Annotated in this window: 23 protein-coding genes; 6 read left to right on the top strand and 17 right to left on the bottom strand. The window is 63.3% G+C overall.

The window, feature by feature from the left end; genetic code table 11:
* Positions 1–84: 84 nt before the first annotated feature.
* The 3 genes from HMPREF2932_RS12385 to HMPREF2932_RS12375 are packed head-to-tail and all read right to left on the bottom strand — an operon-like array spanning position 85 to position 2,404.
* Positions 85–507, bottom strand: coding sequence for a hypothetical protein (locus HMPREF2932_RS12385; RefSeq protein WP_071410262.1), 423 nt, complete (start codon positions 505–507; stop codon positions 85–87).
* Complete coding sequence (locus tag HMPREF2932_RS12380) at positions 507–1,025, bottom strand: hypothetical protein (protein ID WP_070754450.1); 519 nt, start codon at positions 1,023–1,025, stop codon at positions 507–509. Before HMPREF2932_RS12380 ends, HMPREF2932_RS12385 begins: the two co-directional genes overlap by 1 nt.
* Positions 1,025–2,404, bottom strand: a complete 1,380-nt coding sequence (locus tag HMPREF2932_RS12375; protein WP_070519608.1) for a glycine--tRNA ligase — start codon at positions 2,402–2,404, stop codon at positions 1,025–1,027. The genes HMPREF2932_RS12380 and HMPREF2932_RS12375 overlap by 1 nt, the downstream gene beginning before the upstream one ends.
* 190 nt (positions 2,405–2,594) lie before the next feature.
* On the opposite strand from HMPREF2932_RS12375, the gene HMPREF2932_RS12370 reads away from it, so the two are divergent.
* Positions 2,595–2,894: an ArsR/SmtB family transcription factor gene (locus tag HMPREF2932_RS12370; protein ID WP_070519606.1), complete on the top strand. Its 300-nt coding sequence runs from the start codon at positions 2,595–2,597 to the stop codon at positions 2,892–2,894.
* A 27-nt stretch (positions 2,895–2,921) separates the two neighbouring features.
* Positions 2,922–3,341, top strand: a complete 420-nt coding sequence (locus HMPREF2932_RS12365) for a Fur family transcriptional regulator (RefSeq protein WP_070545429.1) — start codon at positions 2,922–2,924, stop codon at positions 3,339–3,341.
* A 68-nt stretch (positions 3,342–3,409) separates the two neighbouring features.
* On the opposite strand, the gene HMPREF2932_RS12360 is transcribed toward HMPREF2932_RS12365, so the two are convergent.
* The 11 genes from HMPREF2932_RS12360 to hemW form a co-directional block, all read right to left on the bottom strand.
* Complete coding sequence (locus HMPREF2932_RS12360) at positions 3,410–4,162, bottom strand: isoprenyl transferase (RefSeq protein ID WP_070545430.1); 753 nt, start codon at positions 4,160–4,162, stop codon at positions 3,410–3,412.
* A gap of 10 nt (positions 4,163–4,172) precedes the next feature.
* A complete protein-coding gene (recO, locus tag HMPREF2932_RS12355) occupies positions 4,173–4,889 on the bottom strand; it encodes a DNA repair protein RecO (protein WP_046649039.1) in 717 nt (238 codons plus the stop codon).
* Between the two features lie 18 nt (positions 4,890–4,907).
* Entirely contained in the window at positions 4,908–5,903 is a 996-nt protein-coding gene (era, locus tag HMPREF2932_RS12350; RefSeq protein ID WP_046649038.1) for a GTPase Era, read from the bottom strand.
* A gap of 288 nt (positions 5,904–6,191) precedes the next feature.
* On the bottom strand, positions 6,192–6,533 hold the full coding sequence (locus HMPREF2932_RS13500; protein ID WP_141756313.1) for a hypothetical protein: 342 nt from the start codon (positions 6,531–6,533) through the stop codon (positions 6,192–6,194).
* Positions 6,534–6,677: 144 nt separating this feature from the next.
* Positions 6,678–7,526, bottom strand: coding sequence for a pyridoxal kinase PdxY (pdxY, locus tag HMPREF2932_RS12345; RefSeq protein ID WP_070545433.1), 849 nt, complete (start codon positions 7,524–7,526; stop codon positions 6,678–6,680).
* 115 nt (positions 7,527–7,641) lie between these two features.
* A complete protein-coding gene (gene ybeY, locus HMPREF2932_RS12340) occupies positions 7,642–8,217 on the bottom strand; it encodes an rRNA maturation RNase YbeY (RefSeq protein WP_046649037.1) in 576 nt (191 codons plus the stop codon).
* Positions 8,214–9,179, bottom strand: a complete 966-nt coding sequence (locus HMPREF2932_RS12335) for a PhoH family protein (RefSeq protein WP_070545435.1) — start codon at positions 9,177–9,179, stop codon at positions 8,214–8,216. Before HMPREF2932_RS12335 ends, ybeY begins: the two co-directional genes overlap by 4 nt.
* 10 nt (positions 9,180–9,189) lie before the next feature.
* On the bottom strand, positions 9,190–9,930 hold the full coding sequence (locus HMPREF2932_RS12330) for a 16S rRNA (uracil(1498)-N(3))-methyltransferase (protein WP_071410261.1): 741 nt from the start codon (positions 9,928–9,930) through the stop codon (positions 9,190–9,192).
* On the bottom strand, positions 9,930–11,072 hold the full coding sequence (dnaJ, locus tag HMPREF2932_RS12325; RefSeq protein WP_070519590.1) for a molecular chaperone DnaJ: 1,143 nt from the start codon (positions 11,070–11,072) through the stop codon (positions 9,930–9,932). The genes HMPREF2932_RS12330 and dnaJ overlap by 1 nt, the downstream gene beginning before the upstream one ends.
* Positions 11,073–11,126: 54 nt before the next feature.
* Positions 11,127–12,161: a heat-inducible transcriptional repressor HrcA gene (gene hrcA / locus HMPREF2932_RS12320; protein ID WP_046649033.1), complete on the bottom strand. Its 1,035-nt coding sequence runs from the start codon at positions 12,159–12,161 to the stop codon at positions 11,127–11,129.
* 573 nt (positions 12,162–12,734) lie between these two features.
* Positions 12,735–13,883 carry a radical SAM family heme chaperone HemW gene (hemW, locus tag HMPREF2932_RS12315; protein WP_071410260.1) on the bottom strand — a complete coding sequence of 383 codons (1,149 nt, stop codon included), beginning with the start codon at positions 13,881–13,883 and terminating at the stop codon, positions 12,735–12,737.
* Between the two features lie 140 nt (positions 13,884–14,023).
* Between hemW and HMPREF2932_RS12310 the strand changes: the two genes are divergently transcribed.
* Together HMPREF2932_RS12310 and HMPREF2932_RS12305 are read left to right on the top strand one after the other, a co-directional pair.
* A complete protein-coding gene (locus tag HMPREF2932_RS12310; RefSeq protein WP_071410259.1) occupies positions 14,024–15,397 on the top strand; it encodes a hemolysin family protein in 1,374 nt (457 codons plus the stop codon).
* Positions 15,397–16,464, top strand: a complete 1,068-nt coding sequence (locus tag HMPREF2932_RS12305; RefSeq protein ID WP_071410258.1) for a CNNM domain-containing protein — start codon at positions 15,397–15,399, stop codon at positions 16,462–16,464. The genes HMPREF2932_RS12310 and HMPREF2932_RS12305 overlap by 1 nt, the downstream gene beginning before the upstream one ends.
* A 207-nt stretch (positions 16,465–16,671) precedes the next feature.
* Here HMPREF2932_RS12305 and HMPREF2932_RS12300 read toward each other — a convergent pair whose 3' ends face one another.
* Entirely contained in the window at positions 16,672–17,352 is a 681-nt protein-coding gene (locus HMPREF2932_RS12300; RefSeq protein WP_070513599.1) for a hypothetical protein, read from the bottom strand.
* 125 nt (positions 17,353–17,477) lie between these two features.
* Positions 17,478–19,319 carry an AMP-dependent synthetase/ligase gene (locus tag HMPREF2932_RS12295; RefSeq protein ID WP_071410257.1) on the bottom strand — a complete coding sequence of 614 codons (1,842 nt, stop codon included), beginning with the start codon at positions 19,317–19,319 and terminating at the stop codon, positions 17,478–17,480.
* Between the two features lie 93 nt (positions 19,320–19,412).
* On the opposite strand from HMPREF2932_RS12295, the gene malQ reads away from it, so the two are divergent.
* Positions 19,413–21,512 (top strand): 4-alpha-glucanotransferase, encoded by a 2,100-nt coding sequence (gene malQ / locus HMPREF2932_RS12290; RefSeq protein ID WP_246818678.1) that lies wholly within the window; start codon positions 19,413–19,415, stop codon positions 21,510–21,512.
* A gap of 12 nt (positions 21,513–21,524) precedes the next feature.
* On the opposite strand, the gene HMPREF2932_RS13640 is transcribed toward malQ, so the two are convergent.
* A complete protein-coding gene (locus HMPREF2932_RS13640) occupies positions 21,525–21,680 on the bottom strand; it encodes a hypothetical protein (RefSeq protein WP_168162657.1) in 156 nt (51 codons plus the stop codon).
* A 174-nt stretch (positions 21,681–21,854) separates the two neighbouring features.
* On the opposite strand from HMPREF2932_RS13640, the gene HMPREF2932_RS12285 reads away from it, so the two are divergent.
* Positions 21,855–23,070 (top strand): carboxylesterase family protein (locus HMPREF2932_RS12285; RefSeq protein ID WP_071410255.1); only part of this gene is annotated, 1,216 nt, incomplete at its 3' end.

The raw sequence follows: 23,070 nt of genomic DNA, 5'->3' as shown, positions 1-23,070 counted from the left end.
GCAAGAAAGCGAAGTGGGCTTTGACGGGCAGCAGTGCGAAGTAGGGGTTCGGTGCACAAATGGGCGGCACCGCGGAAGGTGGGCTTAGGTGCGGAAGGGGCGGATGGAGCCGTCGAGAAGCAGGCAACAGTAGCTGGTGAAGGCGGCGTCCGTGAGGGGGAGCTCGCCCACCGCAACTTCGAGGTCGCGGCCCCGCGGGGTGGTGCGGGCAACCTCGGCAGCGGGGCCAGACAGAGCGAGAATGCGGCGCTCGCGGCGGAATGGATTCGTGCGCTCAAGCAGGTACTCGCGGCCCTGGCAGATCGCGCGCAGCTTGTTGACCGTAAAGCTGGTTTGTTTCGCCGAAAAGTCGGGCCCGCGCACAGTAAAGCGGCGAGCGCCCGGGGTGTGTTCGAAGGCGATGGTAATGCCCGTCTCGGGCAGCAGCAGGCCTGTCGGGTTCACGCGGGCGATGACCTCGCCCGCGCCATCCACCAACGCCCCGTCGCGCCACACCCAACGCTGCATCAGAGAAGCACCGCGATGATGGCGACGATGGTCATGAGCAGCAGCGTCGCGATGATCGGGATCGCGGTCTTCTGCGTCCGGGCCTCCAAAATGACGCGCGTAAACCAGCTCAACGCAGCAATTTCCGAATGGCTGAGATCATCGGAATCATCGCTCTCCTCGCCCTCAAATTCGAGAATGGCCTTGCGCACACCAGAGTTCTTGGAGGAGAACTGGGCGATTTTCAGCCCCTCGTGGTCCTCCACAATCCAGTCCCCGCCGGCCTCGTTGATGAAGGCAAAGGTGCGCCCATCCAGCGAGGCCTCCAAACGCTTATCGCGCTTGGGGTTGCCCGCCAGGCGGTAGACGCGGTCATCTTCCAAGGTCACCGACGCGCCCAGGTCATCGAGGCCTAAGCGCCAGTGCTCGCCTTCCACATCTGCCGAGCGTTCCTGGAACATGCCCAACGACGCCGGCCCCTCCCCCACGAGGAGGACCGGGTTCTGGCGGTCACTGCGGTCCCAGCTGGTGTAATGCATTAGCAGCCAGCCAGGCGAGCGGCCAGGTAAGCCTCAAGCTCGTCGAGCTTGACGCGCTCCTGCTCCATGGAGTCACGCTCACGCACGGTGACCGCGTTGTCCTCGAGGGTGTCGAAGTCATAGGTCACGCAGAACGGCGTACCAATCTCGTCCTGGCGGCGGTAGCGGCGGCCGATGGCGCCAGAGACATCGAACTCCACGTTCCAGTTGGCGCGCAGCTTGTTGGCCAGCTCGCGGGCCGGGGTGGACAGCTCTTCCTTCTTCGACAGCGGCAGCACGGCCACCTTGACCGGCGCCAGACGGCGGTCCAGGCGCAGCACCACCCGCTTATCGGTGCCGCCCTTGGCGTTCGGGGCTTCCTCTTCGTCGTAGGCGTCGATAAGGAAGGCCATCATGGCGCGACCCAGGCCGGCAGCCGGCTCAATGACGTACGGGGTCCAGCGCTCGCCGGCCTCCTGGTCAAAGTAGGACAGGTCCTCGCCCGAGCCCTTGGTGTGCACGGAAAGGTCGTAGTCCGTACGGTTGGCCACGCCTTCCAGCTCGCCCCACTTGGAGCCCTTGAAGTTATAGGCGTATTCCACGTCCACGGTGCGCTTGGAGTAGTGGGAGAGCTTCTCCTGCGGGTGCTCGTAGAGGCGCAGGTTCTCTTCCTTAATACCCAGGTCGATGTACCAGTTGAAGCGGTCGTCGATCCAGTACTGGTGCCACTCTTCGTCCTCGCCCGGCTTGACGAAGAACTCCATCTCCATCTGCTCGAACTCACGGGTGCGGAAAATGAAGTTACCCGGGGTGATCTCGTTGCGGAAGGACTTACCGATGTTCGCGATACCGAACGGCGGCTTCATACGCGCCGAGGTCATCACGTTCTTGAAGTTCACGAAGATGCCCTGCGCGGTCTCCGGGCGCAGGTAGTGCAGACCCTGCTCATCGTCGACGGGGCCCAGGAAGGTTTTGAGCAAACCGGAGAAGGCCTTCGGCTCGGTCCAGTCACCCGGCTGGCCGGTCTCCGGATCGTTGATGTCAGCCAGGCCGTTGGCCGGCTCGTGGCCGTGCTTTTCCTCGTAGGCCTCGATCAGGTGGTCCGCGCGGTAGCGCTTACCGGTGTGCTTGGACTCCACCAGCGGGTCGGTGAAAACCTCAACGTGGCCGGAGGACACCCACACCTGGCGTGGCTGGATCACGGACGTATCGACGCCCACGACGTCATCGCGGGACTGCACCATGTGGCGCCACCACTGGCGCTTGATGTTTTCCTTGAGCTCGACGCCAAGCGGGCCGTAGTCCCACGCAGAGCGGGAACCGCCATAAATTTCACCTGCCTGGTAGACCAAGCCGCGGCGCTTACACAGGCTGACGACGGTATCAATGACGGATGCCATAGCTAATGGGACTCCTCTGGTAGGGGACAGTCTTTATACAGTGCGGCCTAGTCTAGCGTGCCCCTCATCGCCGCGTGCCTTCACCCCAAAAGTGTGGTGCATTTTATACACATTTCCGCATTCTTCGGCTATAGTACCGATAGCTCTCTTTTTAACTCTCCATCAATAGATATGACTGAAGGTGAATGGCGTGACCAACACCCAGACTGACACCCTTTCCTTTGATCTGGCGGCGGCTGCCACCGTGATTAGCGCTTTGGATTCACCATTGCGCATCGATATCATTCAGCGCCTCTCCGAGCGCGACCACTACGTCCACGAGCTGGTCGCCGCGACCGGCAAATCGCAGCCGCTTATCAGCCAGCACCTGCGGGTTCTCAAGCGCGCGAACATCGTCGACAGTGAACGCACCGGCCGTGAAGTCCGTTACTCTTTGGTGGCCCCTAAGGTGCTGCCTTTGCTTCGCGACGCCTCACTGGCCACCTCTTAATGGAAGTGTGTTGATAAACTAAGCCCCATGGCCATCCACGACAGTATTCCCAAACTCGGCGCTCGCAATACCCGCCAGCGCACCGCCGTCGTTGAGGTCCTGCGCAGTCTCGACAAGTTCGTCTCCGCCAAGGACATTCACCAGGCGCTTATCGACGGTAACCAGAAAGTCGGCCTCACCACCGTCTACCGCACGCTCCAATCACTTTCGGAGATTGAAGCCGTCGACGCGCTCCACATGCCCTCCGGCGAGACCCTCTACCGCCATTGCGAGAGCGATGCGCACCACCACCACTTGGTGTGCACCAAATGCGGCCGCACCGAAGAAATCGATGGCGGCCCGATTGAAGAGTGGGCCTCCTCGGTAGCCAAGGAGCACGACTTCGAGCTCACCGGGCACGATGCCGAAATCTTCGGCATCTGCGCCGAGTGCCGCGCGGCGTCTTAGACACGCCACTTTTCCTGCCACATCGAGGATATCTTCATCCCCCTTGACAGCACTACACAGCTCGCGCGCTACTTGACGCCGCCGAAGCGGCGGTCACGCCGCGCGTACTCCTCCACCGCGGCGAACAAGTCTTCCGGAGTGAAATCCGGGAAGAGCTTGTCCTGGTAAATCATCTCTGCGTAAGCCGACTGCCACAGCAGGAAGTTGGAGGTGCGCTTCTCGCCGGAGGGGCGCAAGAACAGATCCACGTCTGGCATATCGGGGTCATACATCACCGAGCTGACCGTCTTCTCATTGATGGAGCGCGGGTCCAGCTCGCCGCGGGAGACTTGCTCGGCGAGTTTCCGGATGCCGTCGACAAGCTCGGCGCGACCACCGTAATTCACGCACATCACCAGGGTCATCTTGGTGTTGTCCTTAGTCAGCTCCTCTGCGGCCTCAAGCTCCTTGATCACAGAGCGCCACAGGCGCGGGCGGCGGCCGGCCCAGACCACGCGCACTCCCCTCTCGTTGAGCCAATGGCGCTGGCGGCGCAGCACGTCGCGGTTAAAGCCCATGAGGAAGCGGACTTCCTCCGCGCTGCGGCGCCAATTCTCGGTGGAGAAGGCATAAGCGGAAAGGTAGGGAACGCCGAGGGCGAGGCAGGCATCGACGACGTCGAGAAGCACTGCTTCCCCGCGGCGGTGACCTTCGGTGCGCTTCATGCCGCGCTCCTCTGCCCAGCGGCCGTTACCGTCCATGACCAGCGCGATGTGGCGCGGCAGGAACTCCTGCGGGATAGCGGGCGGATGAAGGACTCGGTTCGGGTCAGGCGTAATCACGGATTACAGTCTACTGTTCCATGATGCCCAGCGCGCCAACGCTTCGCTCAAGGTGCCATTGCAGGTGCGCGCGGGTGAGGCGATGGGCCTCTTGGGCTTGGGCGTTCGTCGGCTGGCTGGGGTGATCGTGAGCGATAAGCCACATGTGGTGCAGGGTTTCCGGGTCCACCTCGGCGGCTCCCGGCGGGCGGCATTGGTGGCAGGCAGCTCCGCCCACGGCCGGGTGGAAGGCGTGGTGGGGGCCGGGCCTTTGGCACTGGGCGCAATCGAAAAGGCTGGGTGCCCAGCCGGCGTGGGACATGGCTTTGAGGAGGAATGCGTCGAGAAGCATGAGCGGATCTCCGTGCTGGAGTTGGTTGAGGATATCGACGCAGGCATCGTAGAGGTAGGGGTCCCCGGGGGCATCGGCGGCGGCGAGGCGCTCGGCGGATTCGAGGGCGGCGCAGGCGGCGGTGTAGCGCTCGTAGTCCTCGATGATGCGCGCGCCGAAGTAGTCAACGGTATCGGCTTGGGAGATGGTGTAGAGGTTGCGGCCGGGATACAGCTGCACGTCGAGGTTGACAAAGAGCTGCAGGCGCGAGCCGAAGCGCGATTTGGCGCGGCGAACACCCTTGGCCACCCCGCGCACGAGGCCGTGGTAGCGGGTCAAGAGCACGATGATGCGATCTGCCTCGCCGAAATCATAGGTGCGGATGACGAGGGCGCGGTCGCGGAAATTCTCGCGCATGTAGAAGCTCGCCAGCTCTTAGAAGCCCAGGCGGCCCAGCGCCTTCGGGTCCGATTGCCAGTTCTTCAAAACCTTAATGCGCAGGTCAAGGTAGACGTTCTGGCCCAGCAGCTGGATGATTTCCTTGCGGGCGGTGCCCACGATGCGGCGGAAGCGGCGGCCATCTTTGCCCTCGATGATGCGCTTTTGGCCAGGGCGCTCCAGGTAGAGGATGGCGTGGACGTTGAGGACGTCGGGGCGTTCCTGGCTGGGCAGGATTTCGTCGACCTCGACGGCGACCGAGTGCGGCAGCTCGTACTTCAGGCCGGAGAGCGCGGACTCGCGGATGAGCTCGGCGATGCGCTTGGACTGGTCTTCGTCGGTGACATGGTCGTCCGGGTAGAACTTGGGGCCTTCGGGCAGGTGGTCCACGATGACCTGGGTCAGCTCATCCAGCTGCACGCGCTCGGTGGCGGAAACTGGGATGACCACGGCATCGGGGTTCTCTTCGGCGAGCAGCTCATGCAGGGCGAGCAGCTGGGCGCCAACCTGGTCCTTGGAGGCTTTGTCCAGCTTGGTGACGATGCCGATGATGGGGGTTTTCGGGGCGACCTTGCGGACGTTCTCCAGGATCCAGCGGTCGCCAGGGCCAATCTTCTCATCCGCGGGGATGGTCAGGCCGATGACGTCGACGTCGGCATAGGTGTCTTTGACGACCTCGTTGAGGCGCTCGCCGAGCAGAGTGCGCGGGCGGTGCAGGCCGGGCGTGTCGACGAGGACGATCTGCGCGTCCTCGCGGTGGACCAGGCCGCGGATGGGGTGGCGGGTGGTCTCGGGTTGGTCAGCCGTGATGGCGATCTTCTGCCCCACCAGGGCGTTGGTCAGGGTGGACTTGCCGGTGTTGGGGCGGCCGACGAAGGACACGAAGCCGGAGCGGAAGCCCTCAGGCGTGTCGGTGTATTGCGAGTAGTCGGCGGCGTTGGCTTCGCCCTCGGCTGGCAGGTCGGCGAAGGCGGCATCGAAATCAGTGCTCATATTGCCTCATATCATAACGCACGAGCTGCCGAGTCCCGTTCTTCCTGTATGGCCCTGCTCTGACTCTCGACGTGCGGCCCCGAGAGCTTCCTGCCGATGCACCGGCAGATGGTCCTTGTAGTTTGGTCCTTCTACTCTGGTCCCTTCTCTGTGCAAAGGGACCATCTGGTGCCGGTTTTCGCGTGCTAAATGGTCCCTTTAGTGTGCGAAGGGACCAGACTAAAGGGACCTTCTGCACTTTCGCGGAGTTTATCCGCCCTGCAGAGGGTTCCAGTCAGACGGTTCTAGTCATAAGGTTTCTTTGCCCCCAAACGAACCATCTAGAGGCCTCCAGAAGGTTTGTTTACCCCCAAGAGAACCTTCTGACCCGAACCGTTTGAGTAGAACCTTATAGCTGGAAACGACATCGTTGAAGGTGGGCCGCGAAAGCAGCAACGAGGTGCGGGTGAAGGTTGGTGGCGCGAGGTTATCCGCCGCATGTTGACTGCGAAAAAGCTTGCGCCACATGGCATCTTGCAAACGGCATCTTCCGAAAGGCGTCTTTGGTAGCAAAAACGCCATCTGGACGCCGCAAAAGGCGTTTTCACTCCTGAAAACGCCTTCTGACAGATGCCTTCTGCGGGATGCCATTTGCCGGACGCCTTGTGCGGGCCAAGGATCAGACTGGCGCGCGAGACCAAGCAAGACCAAGACTCAGGCTGATGCGCGAGACCAAGAGAACCAGACAGAGCCCAAGGCTGCAAAGGCGCGCGGGCAGCGAAAGAGGCGTGAAAGCTAGAGCTCCTCGACCTGGAACTGCAGCTGCGGGTGAGCGAAGGCATCCTGCGACTCGATGAGTAGCAGCTCCTGGGAATCCGCCTCGTAGGTGTTCTGCAGCAAGTCGAAGACGGAAGACGCGGTGCGCTTGAGCGCTTCCTTCGCATCATGCGTCTCCACGTAGTGGCCGGTGAAAAGCGAGGCCGTGACATCGCCCGAGCCGTTGCGCTTGAACGGCAGCTTGGGGGTAGTGACCAGGAAGGCGCGCTCGCCATCAACGGCGAGCATCTCAATCTCGTCCTCGCTGGTCTCCGGGCGCTGCACCGAGGTCACCAGCACAGTCTTCGGTCCGATCTCCTGAGCGCGCTTCACCGCGGCGAGGGTCTGCTCCAAGGTGCCGACCTCGGAGTCCGTCAGGTAGCCCAGCTCAAACTGGTTCGGAGTGATGATGTCCGCGACCGGAACGACCTTATCGCGCAGCAGCGGCGGGATTTCATCGGAGACGAAGCAGCCGGACTTGGCGTTGCCCATCACCGGGTCGCAGGCGTAAAGGGCACTCGGGTTCACAGCCTTGATGCGGTTCACGGCATCCACGATGGCGCCGGCGATGTCCGGGCCGCCCTGGTAGCCAGACAGGATCGCATCGATACGCGGGAAGGCGCCGCGCTTTTCGATGCCATCCACAATCGCCGTGACCTCTTCCGCCGGGATCATCGGCCCGCCCCAATCGCCATAACCGGTGTGGTTGGAGAAGTTCACCGTGTGAATCGGCCACACCTCATGGCCAGCGCGCTGAAGTGGAAAGACTGCTGCGGAGTTGCCCACGTGGCCGAAGGTGACGTGGGACTGAATGGAGAGGATGTTCATAATCCCCTATTGTGCTACGCCCCACGCAGCACCTCAACGATTGGCCTCATTTAAGCAAAGAAACTGTTTTAGCGTGGCCGTGTCAGGAGTGGCGCTAAACCCTTGCCGAGTCGCTTTAGATTCCGCCGCCGGGGACTTCCTTGTCCAGCTCGGCGCGCTCGGCGGCATCCGGGAAGGCCTTCGGGCCCGAGGGCTTGGGCTGGTAGCTCACGCCGCGTGCTGCCAGGTCCTCGTACCAGTCCGCCAGCAGCTCATTCTGCAGGCCGAACATTTCCTTTTCCTCCGCCGCAGTCGTGTGGTCATAGCCCAGCAGGTGCAGGCAACCGTGCACGGTGAGCAGAGCCAACTCGTGGCCCAGTGAGTGGCCGGCGGCCGTGGCCTGGCGCTGGGCAAACTCCGGGCAGAGCACGATATCGCCCAGCATCGCAGGTCCGGCCTCCACCGCGTCGGGGCGGCCAGCGGTAGCACCCGGGGTGAGCTCATCCATGGGGAAGCTCATCACGTCGGTCGGACCCTCCAGGTCCATCCAGCGCACATGCAGCTCCGCGATGGTATCCAGATCCACCGCAGTAATCGTGCACTCGGCATCCGGATTCACATCGAGGCGGCCGAGGGCGTAGGAGCAGACGTCGATCAGCATCTCCTCGTTGACGCCGTCATAACCGGACTCGTTAATAAACTCGATGCTCATTTCTTCTCCTCCTGCTCAGCAAAGTTATCGTAGGCCTCCACGATGCGCCCGACCAGCTGGTGGCGCACCACATCAGCAGAGCCCAGCTCCGCGAAGTGGATATCCGGCACATCCTTCAGGATGCGGCGCACCAGGCGCAGACCCGAGACCTGACCACCGGGCAAGTCCACCTGGGAAATATCGCCGGTTACCACGATGGTCGAGCCAAATCCCAAACGAGTCAGGAACATCTTCATCTGCGCCGGTGTGGTGTTTTGGGCCTCGTCAAGGATGACGAAGGCATCGTTGAGCGTGCGGCCACGCATATAGGCCAGGGGTGCGACCTCAATGATCCCGGCCTCCATGAGCTTTGGAATCATCTCCGGATCGATCATGTCCCGCAAAGCGTCGTATAACGGGCGCAGGTAGGGGTCAATCTTGTCGTTCAAAGTGCCAGGCAGAAAGCCCAGCTTCTCCCCCGCTTCCACGGCCGGGCGGGTCAAGATAATGCGGCTGACCTGCTTGGCGCGCAGGGCCTGCACCGCTTTCGCCACCGCCAAGTAGGTCTTACCGGTACCGGCCGGACCGATACCGAAGACAATCGTGTTCTCATCGATGGCCTGCACATAGCGCGACTGCCCAAGAGTCTTCGGCCGCACGGCCTTACCGCGGCGCGAGACAATATCAGCCGCGAGCGTCTCAGACACGGAAGCGGGAGCATCCACCGTGACAAGGTCCAGAGTGTGCTTAACGGTATCGGTGCTCACCGGATGCCCACGGCGGGCAATCGCCTCGAGCTCCTCTAAGACCTTGCGTGCGCGGGCCACCTCATAGTCTGGGCCGGCGGCGGTGACTGTGGTGCCGCGAGCGAACAGGTCCACGCCCACGAGGTTGCCCAAAACGCGCAGGTTATCGTCCGCCGGACCGAGCACCGTGGCGAGGTAGGCGGAATCGAGATCAAACTTGGTGGTGATAATAGGCACGCTAAAAAGGCTACCAGCGCGCGGTCAGGGTGCCGATGCTGGCCAACGCCACCATGCTTGCCGACGCCGTCCGCAACACCTCCGGCCCCAACTTGATCGCCGTCGCACCGGCGTCCTGTAGGCGGGCTAGTTCCTCCGCGCCGATGCCGCCCTCCGGGCCCACCAGCAGGTAGATGGTCTCGGCGGAGTCGAGGTCAGCAAGGTCCTTGAGCCGAGCCTCGGCGTCCTCGTGGAGGACCAGCGCGCGAGCACCGGAGATTTCCTGGCACAGCTGGCGGGTAGTCAGCGGGCCACGCACGGCGGGCACGCGCGCACGGCGCGATTGCTTGGCGGCCGCCACGGCCGCAGATTCCCACTTGGCTAGCGCCTTCGGGGCCTTCTTGGCATCCCACTTGGACACGCAGCGGTCTGCCTGCCAGGCGATGATCTCATCCGCCCCGGCCTGGGTGGCCAGGTCGACGGCGAGTTCGGCGCGCTCAGACTTGGGGATAGCCTGGACCACGACCACCCTCGGGGAGGGTTCGGGGAGGATCGCGAGGTCGTCGACAAGCGCGGCTAGCGTGTCCTTGCCCTGCGTATCAGTGATGGTGGCGGTAGCGCGGCGCCCAGACCCGTCGATAAGCACCAGGCTCTCGCCCGGGGTCATGCGCTTAACGGTGACCGCGTGGCGGCCCTCCGCACCATCGAGGCCCACGGGCTGGCCGACCTCAGCGTGGGACAGGTCCGGGTGGAGGAAGACGGGCAGAGACATTAGCGGCGGAACTTATCGCGGAAGCGGCTAAAGAGGGACTCGCCCTGGTCATCCCCGGCGTGGTGCACCTCGGTGCCGCCGTGGCCGGCGTCACGCACCTTCTCCAGTGCCTCGCGGGTCTTCTTATCCAGGTCAGTCGGGACAACAACATCCACGTGGGCGTGGAGGTTGCCAAAGCCGTCGGTGCGCAGGCGCGGCATGCCCTTTCCTTGGAGGGTGATGGACTCGCCCGGCTGGGTGCCCGGCGCGATATCGATGGTGAGCTCCTCGCCGTCGAGCTGCTCGACGGTGCACGAAGCACCCAGCGCGGCATCCACCATGGGCACGCGCACGGTCAGGTGCAGGTCATCGGCGTTGCGCTCGAAGACGGGGTGCGGCTCGGTGTGCACCTCAACGTACAGGTCGCCAGCGGGGCCGCCGCCGTGGCCGACCTCGCCTTGGGACGCCATGCGGATGCGCATGCCATCACCAATGCCGGCGGGGATATTCACCGTAATATCGCGACGCTTGCGCACGCGGCCATCACCGCCGCAGTGGCCACAAGGATCGGTGACTACTTCGCCGAAGCCGTAGCACTTCGGGCAATCGCGGGTGGTCATCATGTTGCCCAACATGCTGCGCTGGACCTCTTGGACCTGGCCCATGCCGCCGCAGTGATCACAGGTCACCGGCTTGGACTTGGACTCAGAACCGGTTCCCTCACAGCGGTCACAAACCACAGCGGTATCCACCTTGACCTGCTGCTTAACGCCGCTATAGGCCTCCTCGAGGGTAATGGTGGTGCGCAGGAGCGCATCATCGCCCGGCTGCACGCGGGAACGCGGGCCGCGGGAGGCTGCTCCCCCGCCGAAGAACTCGGCGAAGATATCGCCGAGGCCGCCGCCACCGAAACCACCAAAGCCGCCGCCCTGGGCCGCGCGCTCCTCCATGGGGTCACCACCCATGTCCACAACCCGACGCTTCTGCGAATCCAGCAGAACCTCCTGCGCAAGGGAAGCCTCGCGGAACTTCTCCGCGGCCTCCTCATCGCCCGGGTTGACGTCCGGGTGGTACTTGCGCGCCAGCTTGCGGTAGGCCTTCTTAATCTCGGCGTCGGACGCCGACTTTTCTACACCAAGAATGCCGTAGTAGTCACGAGCCACGTACTGTCATCCTTCTATATCTCGTTGATACTAAATCTAATCCGACGGGCCAGCTTACTCGCCCGCCAAGATTTCACTCACATAGCGTGCAACGGCAGAGACCTTGGAGATTGTTCCCGAGTAGTCCATATACGTCGGACCCACCACACCGAGCCCGCCGAGTGCTGCGGCCTCCGAGCCGGTGCCGAAACCATAGCGCGTGGCCACGACGGAGGTTTGGCGCAGCTCATCGGCTTCGTTTTCCTCGCCAATAGAGACCGATACGTTGCCTAGGTCCGGCACGCGGGCCAGCAACTTCAGCACCACGACCTGCTCTTCAAGAGCCTCGATGATAGAGGGCAGGCCCTCGGGCAGGGCCACGCGGGTGAGGTTAGAGGTGCCCGCCATAATCAGGCGATCGGAGGGCTGTTCGACGAGGGTCTCAATCAGCGTGGTGGCTGCTTTGAGGAGGTGGGGGCGGATGTCGGCTGGGGAGTCGTCGACAAGCGCGGCCAACTCCGCCGAGGCATCGGTGAGCGTCTTACCCTCCAGGGCGGTGTTGAGGATATCGCGCAGGCGGTGGGTCTGCTCGGGGTCGATGACGTCATCGAGCTCCACATTGCGCTGATCGACGCGCCCATTATCCGTAATCAGCACCAGCAGCAGGCGCACCGGTGACAAAGCTACGACCTCGCAGTGCTTGACGCGGGAGACTTTGAGGTTGGGCATCTGCACCACGGCAGCTTGCTTGGTCACCTGGGCCAGCAGCTGGACCGAACGGCGCAGGACGTCTTCCAAATCGACGCCGCCTTCGAGGAAGGTGAGCATGGCGCGGCGCTCGGCCTTGGAGAGCGGCTTGACGTCGTGGAGCGTGTCGACGAACTGGCGGTAGCCCTTCTGCGTGGGCACGCGCCCGGAGCTGGCGTGTTCTTGGGCGATGAGGCCTTCGGCTTCGAGCACGGCCATGTCATTGCGAATCGTCGCCGAGGACACGCCCAGCTGGTAGCGCTCGAGCAGGGCCTTGGAGCCGACCGGCGATTGCGAGGCGATGTAGTCCGCGACGATGGCGCGCAGGACTTCTTGGCGGCGGGCATCGGTGGAGCTAGACATGTCTTTAAGGCTATCCGTTCTGGCAGGCAAGTGTGGAAGCTGGTGCCAATCTTCCTAGGCGCGCTGCCAGTCCGCCGCAGCTTCCCGCAGGTTCCAAAGTGCGCTCTTAGAAGCGTCCATCATGCGCTTCCAGGTAGCTCGAATGCTGATGGTCCCTTTAGTCTGGTCTCTTTTGAGAGCAAAGAGACCATCTGCGGGCGAATTTCCTGTGATAGATGGTCCCTTTTCGCCGTAAAGGGACCAAATTAATGGGACCAAACTAGAAGGACCATTTTGAGCATGGTAGGAGCAATGAATATCTTCAGGCCACATCACTTTCCCAGAGGCATAACCCTAATCACCTCCTCGCAGCTTCGCGGTTGAACTACACAAATGGTTCTACTCAAATGGTTCGGGTCATACGGTTTACCTGTGCCCAAACGAACCTTTTAGCAGCCTAAGGAAGGTTTGTTTGCCCCCAAACAAACCTTATGACTGGAGCCTTTCCACTGGAACCATCTTCGAGCATCGATGCAGGCCGCTAATCAGCCAGCTGTTCGGACTTGGAGGTCGGCCCGCAGACGGGACAAGCCGCTAGTGGGCTGTGTCTTCGGCGGTGTCTTCAGCGACGAGGAGGTCGGTGATGATGCCATCCGCGAGCAGGCGGCCCGCCTTGGTCACGCGGAGGCGGCCGTCACAAAGCTCGAGCAGGCCGCGCTCAATAAAGCGCGCGGCCACGGGCTCGGCGGCCGGCGCGAGCCAGGACGCCGGGATGCCCTCGCGCAGGCGCAGGCCCAGCATGATGCGCTCGGTGTGGCGGTCGGCGGCGCTGAGCTGCTCGCGCTCCTTGATGGGCAGCTCCCCCTCGCCGACGGCCTTGATGTAAGTCCGCGGGTTCTTCACGTTGAAGAAGCGCTCGTTGCCCAGGTGCGAATGCGCGCCCGGGCCCGCGCCCCACCAATTGCCGTCCATCCAGTAGATGCGGTTGTGCTGGCACTCCCCGCCCGGCTTGGCCCAGTTGGACACCTCATACCACTCGAAACCCTCGGCTTCGAGCGTGGAGGAGATCATCTCATAGCGCCGGGCCAGCACGTCCTCATCCGGGGCCGGAAGCAGACCCTTCGATACCTTGCGGGCCATACGCGTGCCATCTTCCACGATGAGCGAATACGCGCTGATGTGATCCACCCCGGTCTCCAAGGCACGCTCCAAGGTCAGGGCCACATCCGCATCTTCTTCTGTCGGCGTGCCATAAATCATGTCCAAGTTGACGTGCTCGAAGCCCGCGGCGATGGCTTCGCGCGCAGCATCGAAGGCGCGGCCCGGCGTGTGGGCTCGCTCCAACACGGCAAGCACCCCTGGGGAGGCGGATTGCATGCCCAGGGAGAGGCGGGTGAAGCCGGCGTCGAGAAGCCCGGCGAAGTACTCCGGCGAGGTGGATTCCGGGTTGGATTCCGTGGTGACCTCCGCGCCCGGGGCGAGGCCAAAGGTATCGCGGACCTTCGACAAGACACGGCCCAGCCCCTCAGCACCCAGCAGACTCGGCGTACCGCCACCGATAAAAACCGTTTCGGCCTCGCGCCCCACCTGCGCCGCCGCCATCTCCAGTTCCTTCTCCAGCGCAGCCAGATAATCGCTGGTCAGATCCCCTCCCAGCTCACCCGGGGTATAGGTGTTGAAGTCGCAGTAACCGCAGCGGGAGGCACAGAAAGGAACGTGAATGTAGAGACCAAAGGGATCCATGGGAACAAAGTATCCGACAGCGCCGTTAAAGCGGTAGTCTATAGTGCAGATTTGCAACCCCGATAGTGAAGAAAGGCCTCTTTTAAGTGGAACCTCCGAGTCGATGTCCCCGCCGCCTCCTTAAGGCGGTGGGGTAAGCCGTGTTATCTGCCATCCTGATGATTGTGGCGGGTTTCGCCGTCATCGCTCTCATTATCGTGGCCAACGCCTACTTCGTGGCGCAGGAATTCGCCTTCATGTCGGTGGACCGCACACAGCTGCGGCAGCAAGCAGCGGCGGGGGATGCCGCGGCACAACGTGCCCTGAAAATTACACAGAGAACCTCCTTCATGCTCTCCGGCGCGCAGCTGGGTATTACGATCACGGGCTTGCTCATTGGTTATGTGGCCGAGCCCCTCGTGGGCCAAGGCTTGGGCCAGCTGCTCGGCGGCGTGGGCGTGCCAACGGGTGTATCCGTCGCGGTAGGCACCGTGGCAGCACTGGCGATATCGACGGTTCTCACCATGCTCTTCGCCGAGCTCTTCCCAAAGAACTACACCATCGCAGCACCCATGAAGTCAGCGCTGTGGCTGTCCGCGTCGACCATGTGGTACCTCAAGATTTTCGGCTGGCTCATCCACTTCTTCGAGTACTCCTCCAACGCCATCCTCAAGGTCTTTGGCATCGAGCCGGTGGAGGACGTTGATTCTTCCGCCACCACCGATGACCTAGAGTCCATCGTGGATGCCTCCCACGAGGCGGGCGATTTGGATGAGGACACCTACTTGGTGCTCGACCGCCTCCTCGACTTCCCCGAGCACGACGTGGGCCACGCCATGATCCCGCGCTCGCGCGTTGACGTCATCGAGCCGGAGACCACCATCGGTGAGGTGCGCGAGATGATGTCGGAGAACCACACGCGCTACCCCATCATCGACGATGAACATAATCCCATCGGCGTGGTGCACCTCTACGACGTGCTGGGCAGTGAGCTGCCCCTGGCCACCCCGGCCCGCGAGATCATGAAGAACCCCGTGGTGGTGCCGGAGCTCATGCCGCTTCCCGACGTCGTCACCGAGCTTCGCGACGCCGACGAAAAACTCGCCTGCGTTATCGACGAGTACGGCGGCTTCGTTGGCATTGTGACCATGGAGGACTTGGCCGAGGAAATCCTCGGCGATGTCACCGATGAACACGATCTCGAAGAAACCGAGGAGATCACCGAACAGGACGACACCCACTGGATCGTCGACGGTGACACGCCCATCGACGAGATCGAGCGCGCCATCGGCCACGACCTCCCAGAAGGCGATTTCGAAACCGTCGCTGGTCTTCTCATCGCGCACTCCGGCACGCTACCGGAGGAGGGCGAGGAGCTTTCCATCGAGCTCGAGGCCGAACCGGACGACTGGGTCGACGGCGACGAGGCCCCCACCCGCACACTCAACGTGCGCGTCGAGGAAATCGACCGCCACGTCCCCTCCGTCCTAGCCCTAGAGCTGGTAGAGGAATTCCCGGAAGGAGAAGATGACTAATGACTGATACCTGGTGGTTCAACCTCCTTATCACTCTGCTCATCATCGCCGCCTCCGCCTTCTTCGTGGTCATCGAGTTCTCCCTCATGGGTGCGCGCCGCAACCGCTTGGAGGAGACTGCGGAATCCTCGGCGGCTTCGCGTGCGGGCCTGCGCTCGCTCAATGAGCTGACCGTCATGCTGGCCGGCGCCCAGCTGGGCATTACCGCCGCGACCTTCGTCCTCGGTGCGGTGACCAAACCCTGGGTCCATCACCTGCTGATGACCCCACTGGAGGCCCTTGGCCTGCCGCTGGGCGTTGCTGACGTCATCTCCTTCCTGCTGGCGCTGTTCGTCGTGACCTTCCTGCACCTGGTCATCGGTGAGATGGCGCCGAAGTCCTGGGCCATTGCTCACCCGGAGACCGCCCTACAGCTCATTGCGGTGCCCGCCCGCGGTTTCATCTGGCTCTTCCGTCCGCTGCTGCTCTGGATCAACAAGATGGCCAACAAGCTGGTGACGATGGCCGGCGAGGAGCCCGTCGACCGCGCTGGTGCGGCCGGATATGACGCGGAGACCCTGCGCCACCTGGTCGAGCACTCGCGCCTGACGGGCACGCTTGACGACGACTCCGCCAACCAGATCACCGGCGTCATCGAGCTGGAAGCCTCCACCGCGGCCCAGTTGGCGCGCGAGCATGGCTCGGAAATCCTGCCGCTGTCCTCCGATGCCACCGTGGCCGAGCTCCACGAGCTCGTAGTACGCAAGTCCATCATGCGCGTGCTGGTCTACCCGCGTACCTCGCGCATCCCCCGCATCGTCCATGTGCGCGACACCCTGTTGGCGGACCCGGAAACTCCGGTGCTGGATTTCTCCCGCCCCGCACTGGCGGTGGGCTCCTCCTCCACCGTGCAGAAGACTCTGGACCAGATGCGCGCCCGCAACGAGCAGCTCGTCGTCGTGGGCAAGCCCACCAAGGACAAGACGGTGTGGATCCTCACCTGGGATGACATCATGGGACAGCTGTGGCCGCAGATTACGGAGCAGCTGGACCAGGCCGCGCCGGCTGCCAAGAACCCGGGGGCCTAGCGCTTACGCGCTAGGCGTGCTACACGAAGCTAAGCGAAGCTAAGCGTGGTGCACGAAGCTAGACGGGGGAACACGAAGCTAGGCGTGGCGCATAGCCAGGCCTAGCACACTAAGCAACGAAGAGCGCCGCCGAGAGAGGGAATCTCGGCGGCGCTCTTCTTAGGTAATCCTTGTGTGTTGGCAACAAGGAAGTCTGTGATGCGGCGACTATGCGGTCGTGGCGGCCTTCTTCTGGCGCTTGGCGCGCACACGGGCAACAACGGCGTCGATACGCGCGCGCTCCTCCAAGAAGGGCGGCGGGTTATGCCCCCGCATGGTGCGCACGAATGCGGGGTGCGCCTCGACGACGGTGTGGCGCCAGGCCTGCACTGCGATGAGCGCGGACTCGCCGGCGCGCTTGTACAGGTTCGGCAGGGAGACCACGTCGAGGTTGCGGGCCACGGCGTCGGTTTGCGCCAGCACGTACTCCACCAGCTCGCGCAGGTAGGCAGCCACCGCGGCGGTGCGGCCGCGCAGGGTTTCTGCCAGCTCCGAAACCACAACGGGCGGGCCGGAGATGGGCAGGCCCTCAGCGAGTGCGCGTGCGGTGAGCTGTTTCGGCTCCTCGACATCATTGTCGCCGGAGGAAGCAGCGGAGATAGTGCCGGACTTCAGCCCGGAGACCAGTGCGTGGCGCAGGCCGATGAGCTCGCCGACACAACGCCCGGAATCCACGCGGGCGTCCTCGACGATGTCCCCCAGCTCAGCCAAGCAGTCGAGGGAGAGTTCATCATCCCAGTCCTCAATGGCCTCGATGAGGTGCTCAATGTAGTCAACGACTTCGTCGCCGATGTTATAGATTTCTTGGGTCAGCTCACGGTGGCGCAGCTCGGCTGCGATTTTGTGCATAGGCTGCCCTTTCCGCGAGAACCTCTAGTTGAGGTTTAGAGTTTTTCTGACCCCGCTGACTCTATTAGAGATTCTCCCGTGGGTCTGCGCGACACTCCGAAGGAATTCACAGACTCCATCCAGCCTTATTTTTTGCCGGCGTAGAGGCGCTCGATATCCGCTGCGTAGCGCTGCGCAACGACATAGCGCTTCACCTTCATCGTGGGGGTGAGCTCGTTGCTTTCCTCGGTGAGGTCCTGGTCGAGGATGACGAACTTCTTGATGCCCTCGGCGTGGGAGACCGTAGCGTTGACCTGGTTGATGGCGTCCTGGATATCCGCGCGCAGTGCCGGATCCGCTGCCACCTCACGCATGCCCTTGGTCGCGGAAATGTTGTGATCGGCCTTCCAGCGCTTGAGCGCGTCCTCATCGAGGGTGAGCAAGACGCCGATGAAGGGCTTGCCGTCGCCGACCACCATGGCCTGGGAAATCAGCGGGTGGGAGCGCAGGATATCTTCCATCGGCCCCGGCGAGACGTTCTTGCCGCCGGCGGTGACGATGAGGTCCTTCTTGCGGCCGGTGATAACGAGCTTGCCGTCCTCATCGATTTCACCCAGGTCGCCGGTGTTGTACCAGCCGTCCTGCAGGGAGTTCTCGGTGGCTTCCTCGTTCTGCCAGTAGCCCTTGAAGACGATATCGCCCTTGATCAGGATCTCGCCGTCGTCGTTAATGCGCATCGTCGTTCCGCCCAGTGGTGGACCAACGGTACCGATGGACTGGTCCACGAAGTCCACGGCGGCAGCCGCTGCGGTCTCCGTCAGGCCATAGCCCTCGTAGATGGTCACGCCGATGCCGCGGTACCAGTGCAGCAAGTCCTGCGAGATGGCCGAACCACCGGAGATGCAGTACTTGACTTCGCCGCCCATGGCCTGCCTAATAGCGGAGTAGACCAGCTTGTCATAGGCCTTGCGCTTGGCCTTGAGCACCCGGTTGGGGCCCTCCGGAGTATCCAGCGCCTTCGAATACTCGATAGCGACCTTCTCCGCGCGGTCGAAAATGGCGCCCTTGATTGCAGAAGAACCGTGGGCCTTGGCGGAGGCTCCGTTGCGTACCTTCTCAAACACGCGCGGCACACCCAGGATCAGGTTCGGGCGGGAGCGCGCGAATTCGATGGTGATGGTGCCAAAATCGGACCAGTGGTTCTGGGAGGCACCGCCGATGGTGACCGCCAGCGACACTGCACGGCTAAAGACGTGTGCCAAGGGCAGGAAGGTCAGGACGTGGGAACCCGGCACGGCGATGGCGCCAATGGGGTTGGTCAGCAGGCCGCGAGCTTCTGCCAGCCAGTTGCGGTGGGTGAGCATGCAGCCCTTGGGGCGACCGGTGGTGCCAGAGGTGTACACCAGCGAGGCGACGTCATCGGTGTTCGTGGCTTCGATGCGCTGGTCGACGGTGTCGTCGCTGACATCGCGGCCTTCAAACTTCAGCGTATCGATGGCCGAAGAGTTGATCTCTAGGACGCGGCGCAGCTGGGAGGGCGAGCCGTGCAGCTGCGGGGTGCCATCCTCCTGCAGCTTCAGGTGCTTGACCAGCTCGGAGTGCTCGCGGGTTTCCGTGATGGCGAGGATGGCGCCGGAGTCCTCGATAATCCACTGGACCTGTGACATCGATGAAGACGGGTACACCGGAACGGAGATAGCACCGGCCGCCCAGATGGCGTAGTCCAGCAGGGACCATTCATAGCGGGTGGTGGAAATAAGAGCCACGCGGTCTCCCTGCTCCACGCCGAAAGCGATGAGGCCCTTGGCCACCGCGTAGACTTCCTCCACAAATTCCTTGGCGGTGACGTTGACCCACTCGTAGTTCGCGGGGCGGGTAAACAGCACGCCATGTGGGCGGGCGTGTGCCGTAGCCATCATGGCGGTAAGGCAGGTCTCCCCGTCTTTGATCTCGAACTCCGCTTTCGTATGCGCTTCATTCAAAGTCACAGTTGTGTCCTTTCCCACAAAAATTAAATTCCAGCCCACTCTACCAACCGGATTTCTCCCGCGCGCGGGGAGGGCGTGGCACAATTGGGGGATGTGACTACCCGTGATCTGCTTCAAGAACTTGCCCAACGCCACGGCGTGGCCTGCGAGTACACCGCCCAGAACGGACAGCCCGTGTACGTCAGCGAGGAAACAATTACCTATACGCTGCGCGCACTCGGCGTCTCTATCTCCGACCGTCCGGACGATGGGGAGCTAACCCAAGCCCTGTTCGAGGATTATCTCGAGCGCGCCTCCCGCCCGCTGCCGCCGTGCGTGGTGGCCCGCGAAGGTGCCGAAAAGTCTTTCGTCGTCCACGTCCACGACGGCGACCCCGTCACCGTCACCATCGAGCTGGAAAACGGCGAGACGCGGCCGACTTACCAGGATCCGAACGACGCCCCGGCTGCCGACGTCGCCGGCACCATGTGGGGCGAGGCCGGCTTCCACGTTCCCGGGGACCTGCCCTTAGGTTTTCACAAGCTGCACTTGTCCTCGCCGGGTATCGGCGAGCACGAATGCCCGCTCATCGTCGTGCCGAACCATCTGAGCACAGCAGATCGCTTCCTCGAGCGCCCCGCCGCGGGCGCGATGGCGCAGTTGTATTCGGTGCGCTCCGAGAAGTCCTGGGGCATGGGCGATTTCGGAGATCTAGCCGAGCTCGCGGAGGTACTGGCTCCGGATTATGACTTCCTCCTTATCAACCCGCTGCACGCGGGCGAGCCAATCCCGCCTGTGGAGGATTCGCCCTACCTGCCCACCACGCGGCGTTTCATCAACCCGATTTACATCCGCATCGAGGATATTCCGGAGCTGAAACAGCTCAGCCCGGAGCTTCAGGAGGACGTCGCCGAGCTCGCCGCCGAGTTCCGCGAGCGCAACCGGTCTGCCGAAGAGATCGACCGCGATTCCATCTTCGAGGCCAAGCTGCAGGTGCTGCAGGAGCTCTTCAACCAGGGAATGACCCCGGAGCGCCGCACCGCCTTCAGCGAGTACCAGCGCCGCGAGGGCCGCGGCCTGCGCAATTTCGCGCTGTGGTGTGCAGAGACTGAACTCTCGCGCCACAGTGGTCGCCGCCACGCGCTGAGCCTCGACGTCAACGACTTAGCCGAGTTCTATTCCTGGCTGCAGTTCCTCTGCGATGAGCAGCTGGATGCCGCCCAGCGCCGCGCGCTCGACGCCGGCATGAGCATCGGCCTCATCACCGATATGGCCGTGGGCATCCACCCCGCGGGTGCCGATGCCGTCAACCTCTCCGAGTACCTGGCTCCCCAGTGCTCGGTGGGTGCTCCGCCGGATGACTATAACCAGCAGGGCCAGGACTGGTCGCAGCCGCCGTGGCACCCGGTCCGGCTGGCAGAAGCCGGCTACGAGCCGTGGCGTGATTTGCTGCGCACGATGCTGGGCAACGCCGGCGGTCTGCGCGTCGACCACGTGCTGGGCCTTTTCCGCTTGTACTGGATCCCGCGCCAGTCCACCCCGCTCAACGGCACCTACGTGACCTATGACTGGGAAGCGATGCTCGGCATCCTCGCGCTCGAGGCCGAACGCGCCGGCGCGGTCCTCGTCGGCGAGGACCTGGGCACCCTGGAACCCTGGGTCCAGAACGCCCTGCAGGATATGGGAGTACTCGGCACCACGATCATCTGGTTTGAGCACGCCAACGAAGGCCCCACCCCGCGCCCGCAGGATCAGTACCGCCACATGGCGATGTCCTCGGTGGGCACGCACGATCTGCCGCCAACGCTCGCCTTCCTGCGCGGTGACCACATCGCACTGCGCGCCCGCCTGGGTCTGTTGACCCGCCCGGTGGCGGAAGAAGAGGCCGAGGACCGCGCGTGGCAGGAAGAGGTCAAGGATAATCTGCAGGCCTATGGCATGTTGGAGAACCGCAAGAACGAAGAGGACGTGTTGGTTGCCCTGCACCGCTATGTTGCGGGAACTCCCTCGGCACTGACGGTGACCAACGTGGTGGATATGGTCGGTGACGTGCGCGCGCAGAACCAGCCGGGAACGACGAAGGACCAGTACCCCAACTGGTGTATCCCGCTGTGCAATACCGCCGGCGATCCCGTCCTCTTGGAGGATCTACCGAAGCAGGAGCTCTACCAGCGCCTCGCCCAAGCCGCCAAGAGGCCAGGGCACGAGCGCTAAAGCGTCGTCCCTTTAAAGGACGACGCCCACCACTGCCACCACGACGATGAGCGCGATCATCAGCCACAGGGTCACGCTCACTCGGGATTTAGGCAGTGCCCGCTTGCGGTGGACGTGTTCGGAGCGCTCGGGGTCCCACAGGCCTTCGCGGTGATCATCGGGAGTCATGGTTCTTCATCCTAGTCACGGGCACAAGCCACGAATACACCCGGTCGATTGCCCACATCAGGAGCCACCCCATGACGGTTGCGGCCGGCACCGCCGTGACGGCGAGCACCGCCATTTGCACCCACACCGGCGCCTGCACGAGCCATTCCATGCCCTCAGGGTAGCCTGTTGTGCATGAGCCGTGCACCTTTCACCGTCACCTGCCCCGCGGGCACCATCACCGGCTACCTCGATGAGGACGTGGCCCATTTCCATTCCATCGAGTACTCCCACATCCCCGGGGATTTTGAGAACCCCGAACCCGCACCGCCACGTGACCAGGATGCGCGCACCCCGCACCCGGAGAAGACCGCGCTGACCATCACCGCCCCCGCGCCCGGCAGCCGCGCGACGTCCCTGGCGCCGACGTTGGTCTATATCCACGGCGGCCGCTATGAGCACGGTTCCCACGAGGATCCCCGCGCGGAGGGCACGCCGACCGCACAGGCGGGCATCGTCCACGTGCAACTGGGCTATCGCGTTGGGCTGCCGGGGCTTGCCCGTTTTCGTGATGACGAGCCCGACCGCTACCGCGCCATCGAGGACCTGCAGCTGGGGTTGGAATGGATCCAGAACAACATTGAGGCATTCGGCGGCGATCCCACCAACGTGACCATCCTGGGGCAGTCCGCCGGCGCCAACGCCGTGCTGTGGCTGTGCCGGCGCGATCACTACCGCGGGGCGTTTCGGCGGGCGCTAGCTCTGTCCCCTGGTTTCCCGCGAGAGAGCTTCGAGGAGCGCAGTGCCACTCTGCGCCAGGTGATGAAAAAGCCCATCACGCGTTCCTCCCTGGCGGCGATGAGCCAGGAGGAGCTCGCCGCCGGCTACGCCAAGTTCCGCAAGAAGTACAGCCTCGATATGGCGCTGGGCCCCACCCCGCTGGAGTGTGGGCAGCTTGCCGACGTCCCCCTCATCCTCGCCAGCACCCGCGACGAGTTCTACAACATCCCAGCCACGCAGAAGGTCGACCGCTCCCCTTTCCGTGCCCTCATCCTGCGCTATGCGGCGCCGCGCTTCGGCTTTCCCCGCAACGGCTTCACACCCTGGTATCAGGTGGCGCAGCACATGGACAAGGAGCGCCCGATGGGCCGGATGGTGGGAGATTCCATCATTCGCCGGTGGGCGGCCGAGGTGGCGGAGAAGGCTCCGGGGAAGACCTGGATGGTGGAATTTACCCGATCCTCGGGCCCGGCCCTGCACTGCGAGGAGCTGCGTCCGCTCTTCGGCAGGACGCCGCTAGCCCAGTGGCTGCAGGATTTTGTGCGCACAGGCGAGCCCGGATTCGAGGCCTACCGCCCGGAGCACGCTATCTGGGAGTACAACCTGGATAACGACGAGCATCGCGTGGCGT

Source organism: Corynebacterium sp. HMSC074H12, from assembly GCF_001813755.1.
Lineage (GTDB): Bacteria > Actinomycetota > Actinomycetes > Mycobacteriales > Mycobacteriaceae > Corynebacterium > Corynebacterium hiratae.
The sequence above is the reverse complement of the archived record's forward strand: the minus strand, read 5'-3'. Positions and strand labels throughout refer to the sequence as shown.

Excerpts from the sequence above, each read along its gene's own strand:
- HMPREF2932_RS12385 (WP_071410262.1), bottom strand. The coding sequence starts at position 507 with ATGCAGCGTTGGGTGTGGCGCGACGGGGCGTTGGTGGATGGCGCGGGC.
- HMPREF2932_RS12380 (WP_070754450.1), bottom strand. The coding sequence starts at position 1,025 with ATGCATTACACCAGCTGGGACCGCAGTGACCGCCAGAACCCGGTCCTC.
- HMPREF2932_RS12375 (WP_070519608.1), bottom strand. The coding sequence starts at position 2,404 with ATGGCATCCGTCATTGATACCGTCGTCAGCCTGTGTAAGCGCCGCGGC.
- HMPREF2932_RS12365 (WP_070545429.1), top strand. The coding sequence starts at position 2,922 with ATGGCCATCCACGACAGTATTCCCAAACTCGGCGCTCGCAATACCCGC.
- recO (WP_046649039.1), bottom strand. The coding sequence starts at position 4,889 with ATGCGCGAGAATTTCCGCGACCGCGCCCTCGTCATCCGCACCTATGAT.
- era (WP_046649038.1), bottom strand. The coding sequence starts at position 5,903 with ATGAGCACTGATTTCGATGCCGCCTTCGCCGACCTGCCAGCCGAGGGC.
- HMPREF2932_RS13500 (WP_141756313.1), bottom strand. The coding sequence starts at position 6,533 with ATGGCATCCCGCAGAAGGCATCTGTCAGAAGGCGTTTTCAGGAGTGAA.
- pdxY (WP_070545433.1), bottom strand. The coding sequence starts at position 7,526 with ATGAACATCCTCTCCATTCAGTCCCACGTCACCTTCGGCCACGTGGGC.
- ybeY (WP_046649037.1), bottom strand. The coding sequence starts at position 8,217 with ATGAGCATCGAGTTTATTAACGAGTCCGGTTATGACGGCGTCAACGAG.
- HMPREF2932_RS12330 (WP_071410261.1), bottom strand. The coding sequence starts at position 9,930 with ATGTCTCTGCCCGTCTTCCTCCACCCGGACCTGTCCCACGCTGAGGTC.
- hrcA (WP_046649033.1), bottom strand. The coding sequence starts at position 12,161 with ATGTCTAGCTCCACCGATGCCCGCCGCCAAGAAGTCCTGCGCGCCATC.
- hemW (WP_071410260.1), bottom strand. The coding sequence starts at position 13,883 with ATGGATCCCTTTGGTCTCTACATTCACGTTCCTTTCTGTGCCTCCCGC.
- HMPREF2932_RS12305 (WP_071410258.1), top strand. The coding sequence starts at position 15,397 with ATGACTGATACCTGGTGGTTCAACCTCCTTATCACTCTGCTCATCATC.
- HMPREF2932_RS12300 (WP_070513599.1), bottom strand. The coding sequence starts at position 17,352 with ATGCACAAAATCGCAGCCGAGCTGCGCCACCGTGAGCTGACCCAAGAA.
- HMPREF2932_RS13640 (WP_168162657.1), bottom strand. The coding sequence starts at position 21,680 with ATGACTCCCGATGATCACCGCGAAGGCCTGTGGGACCCCGAGCGCTCC.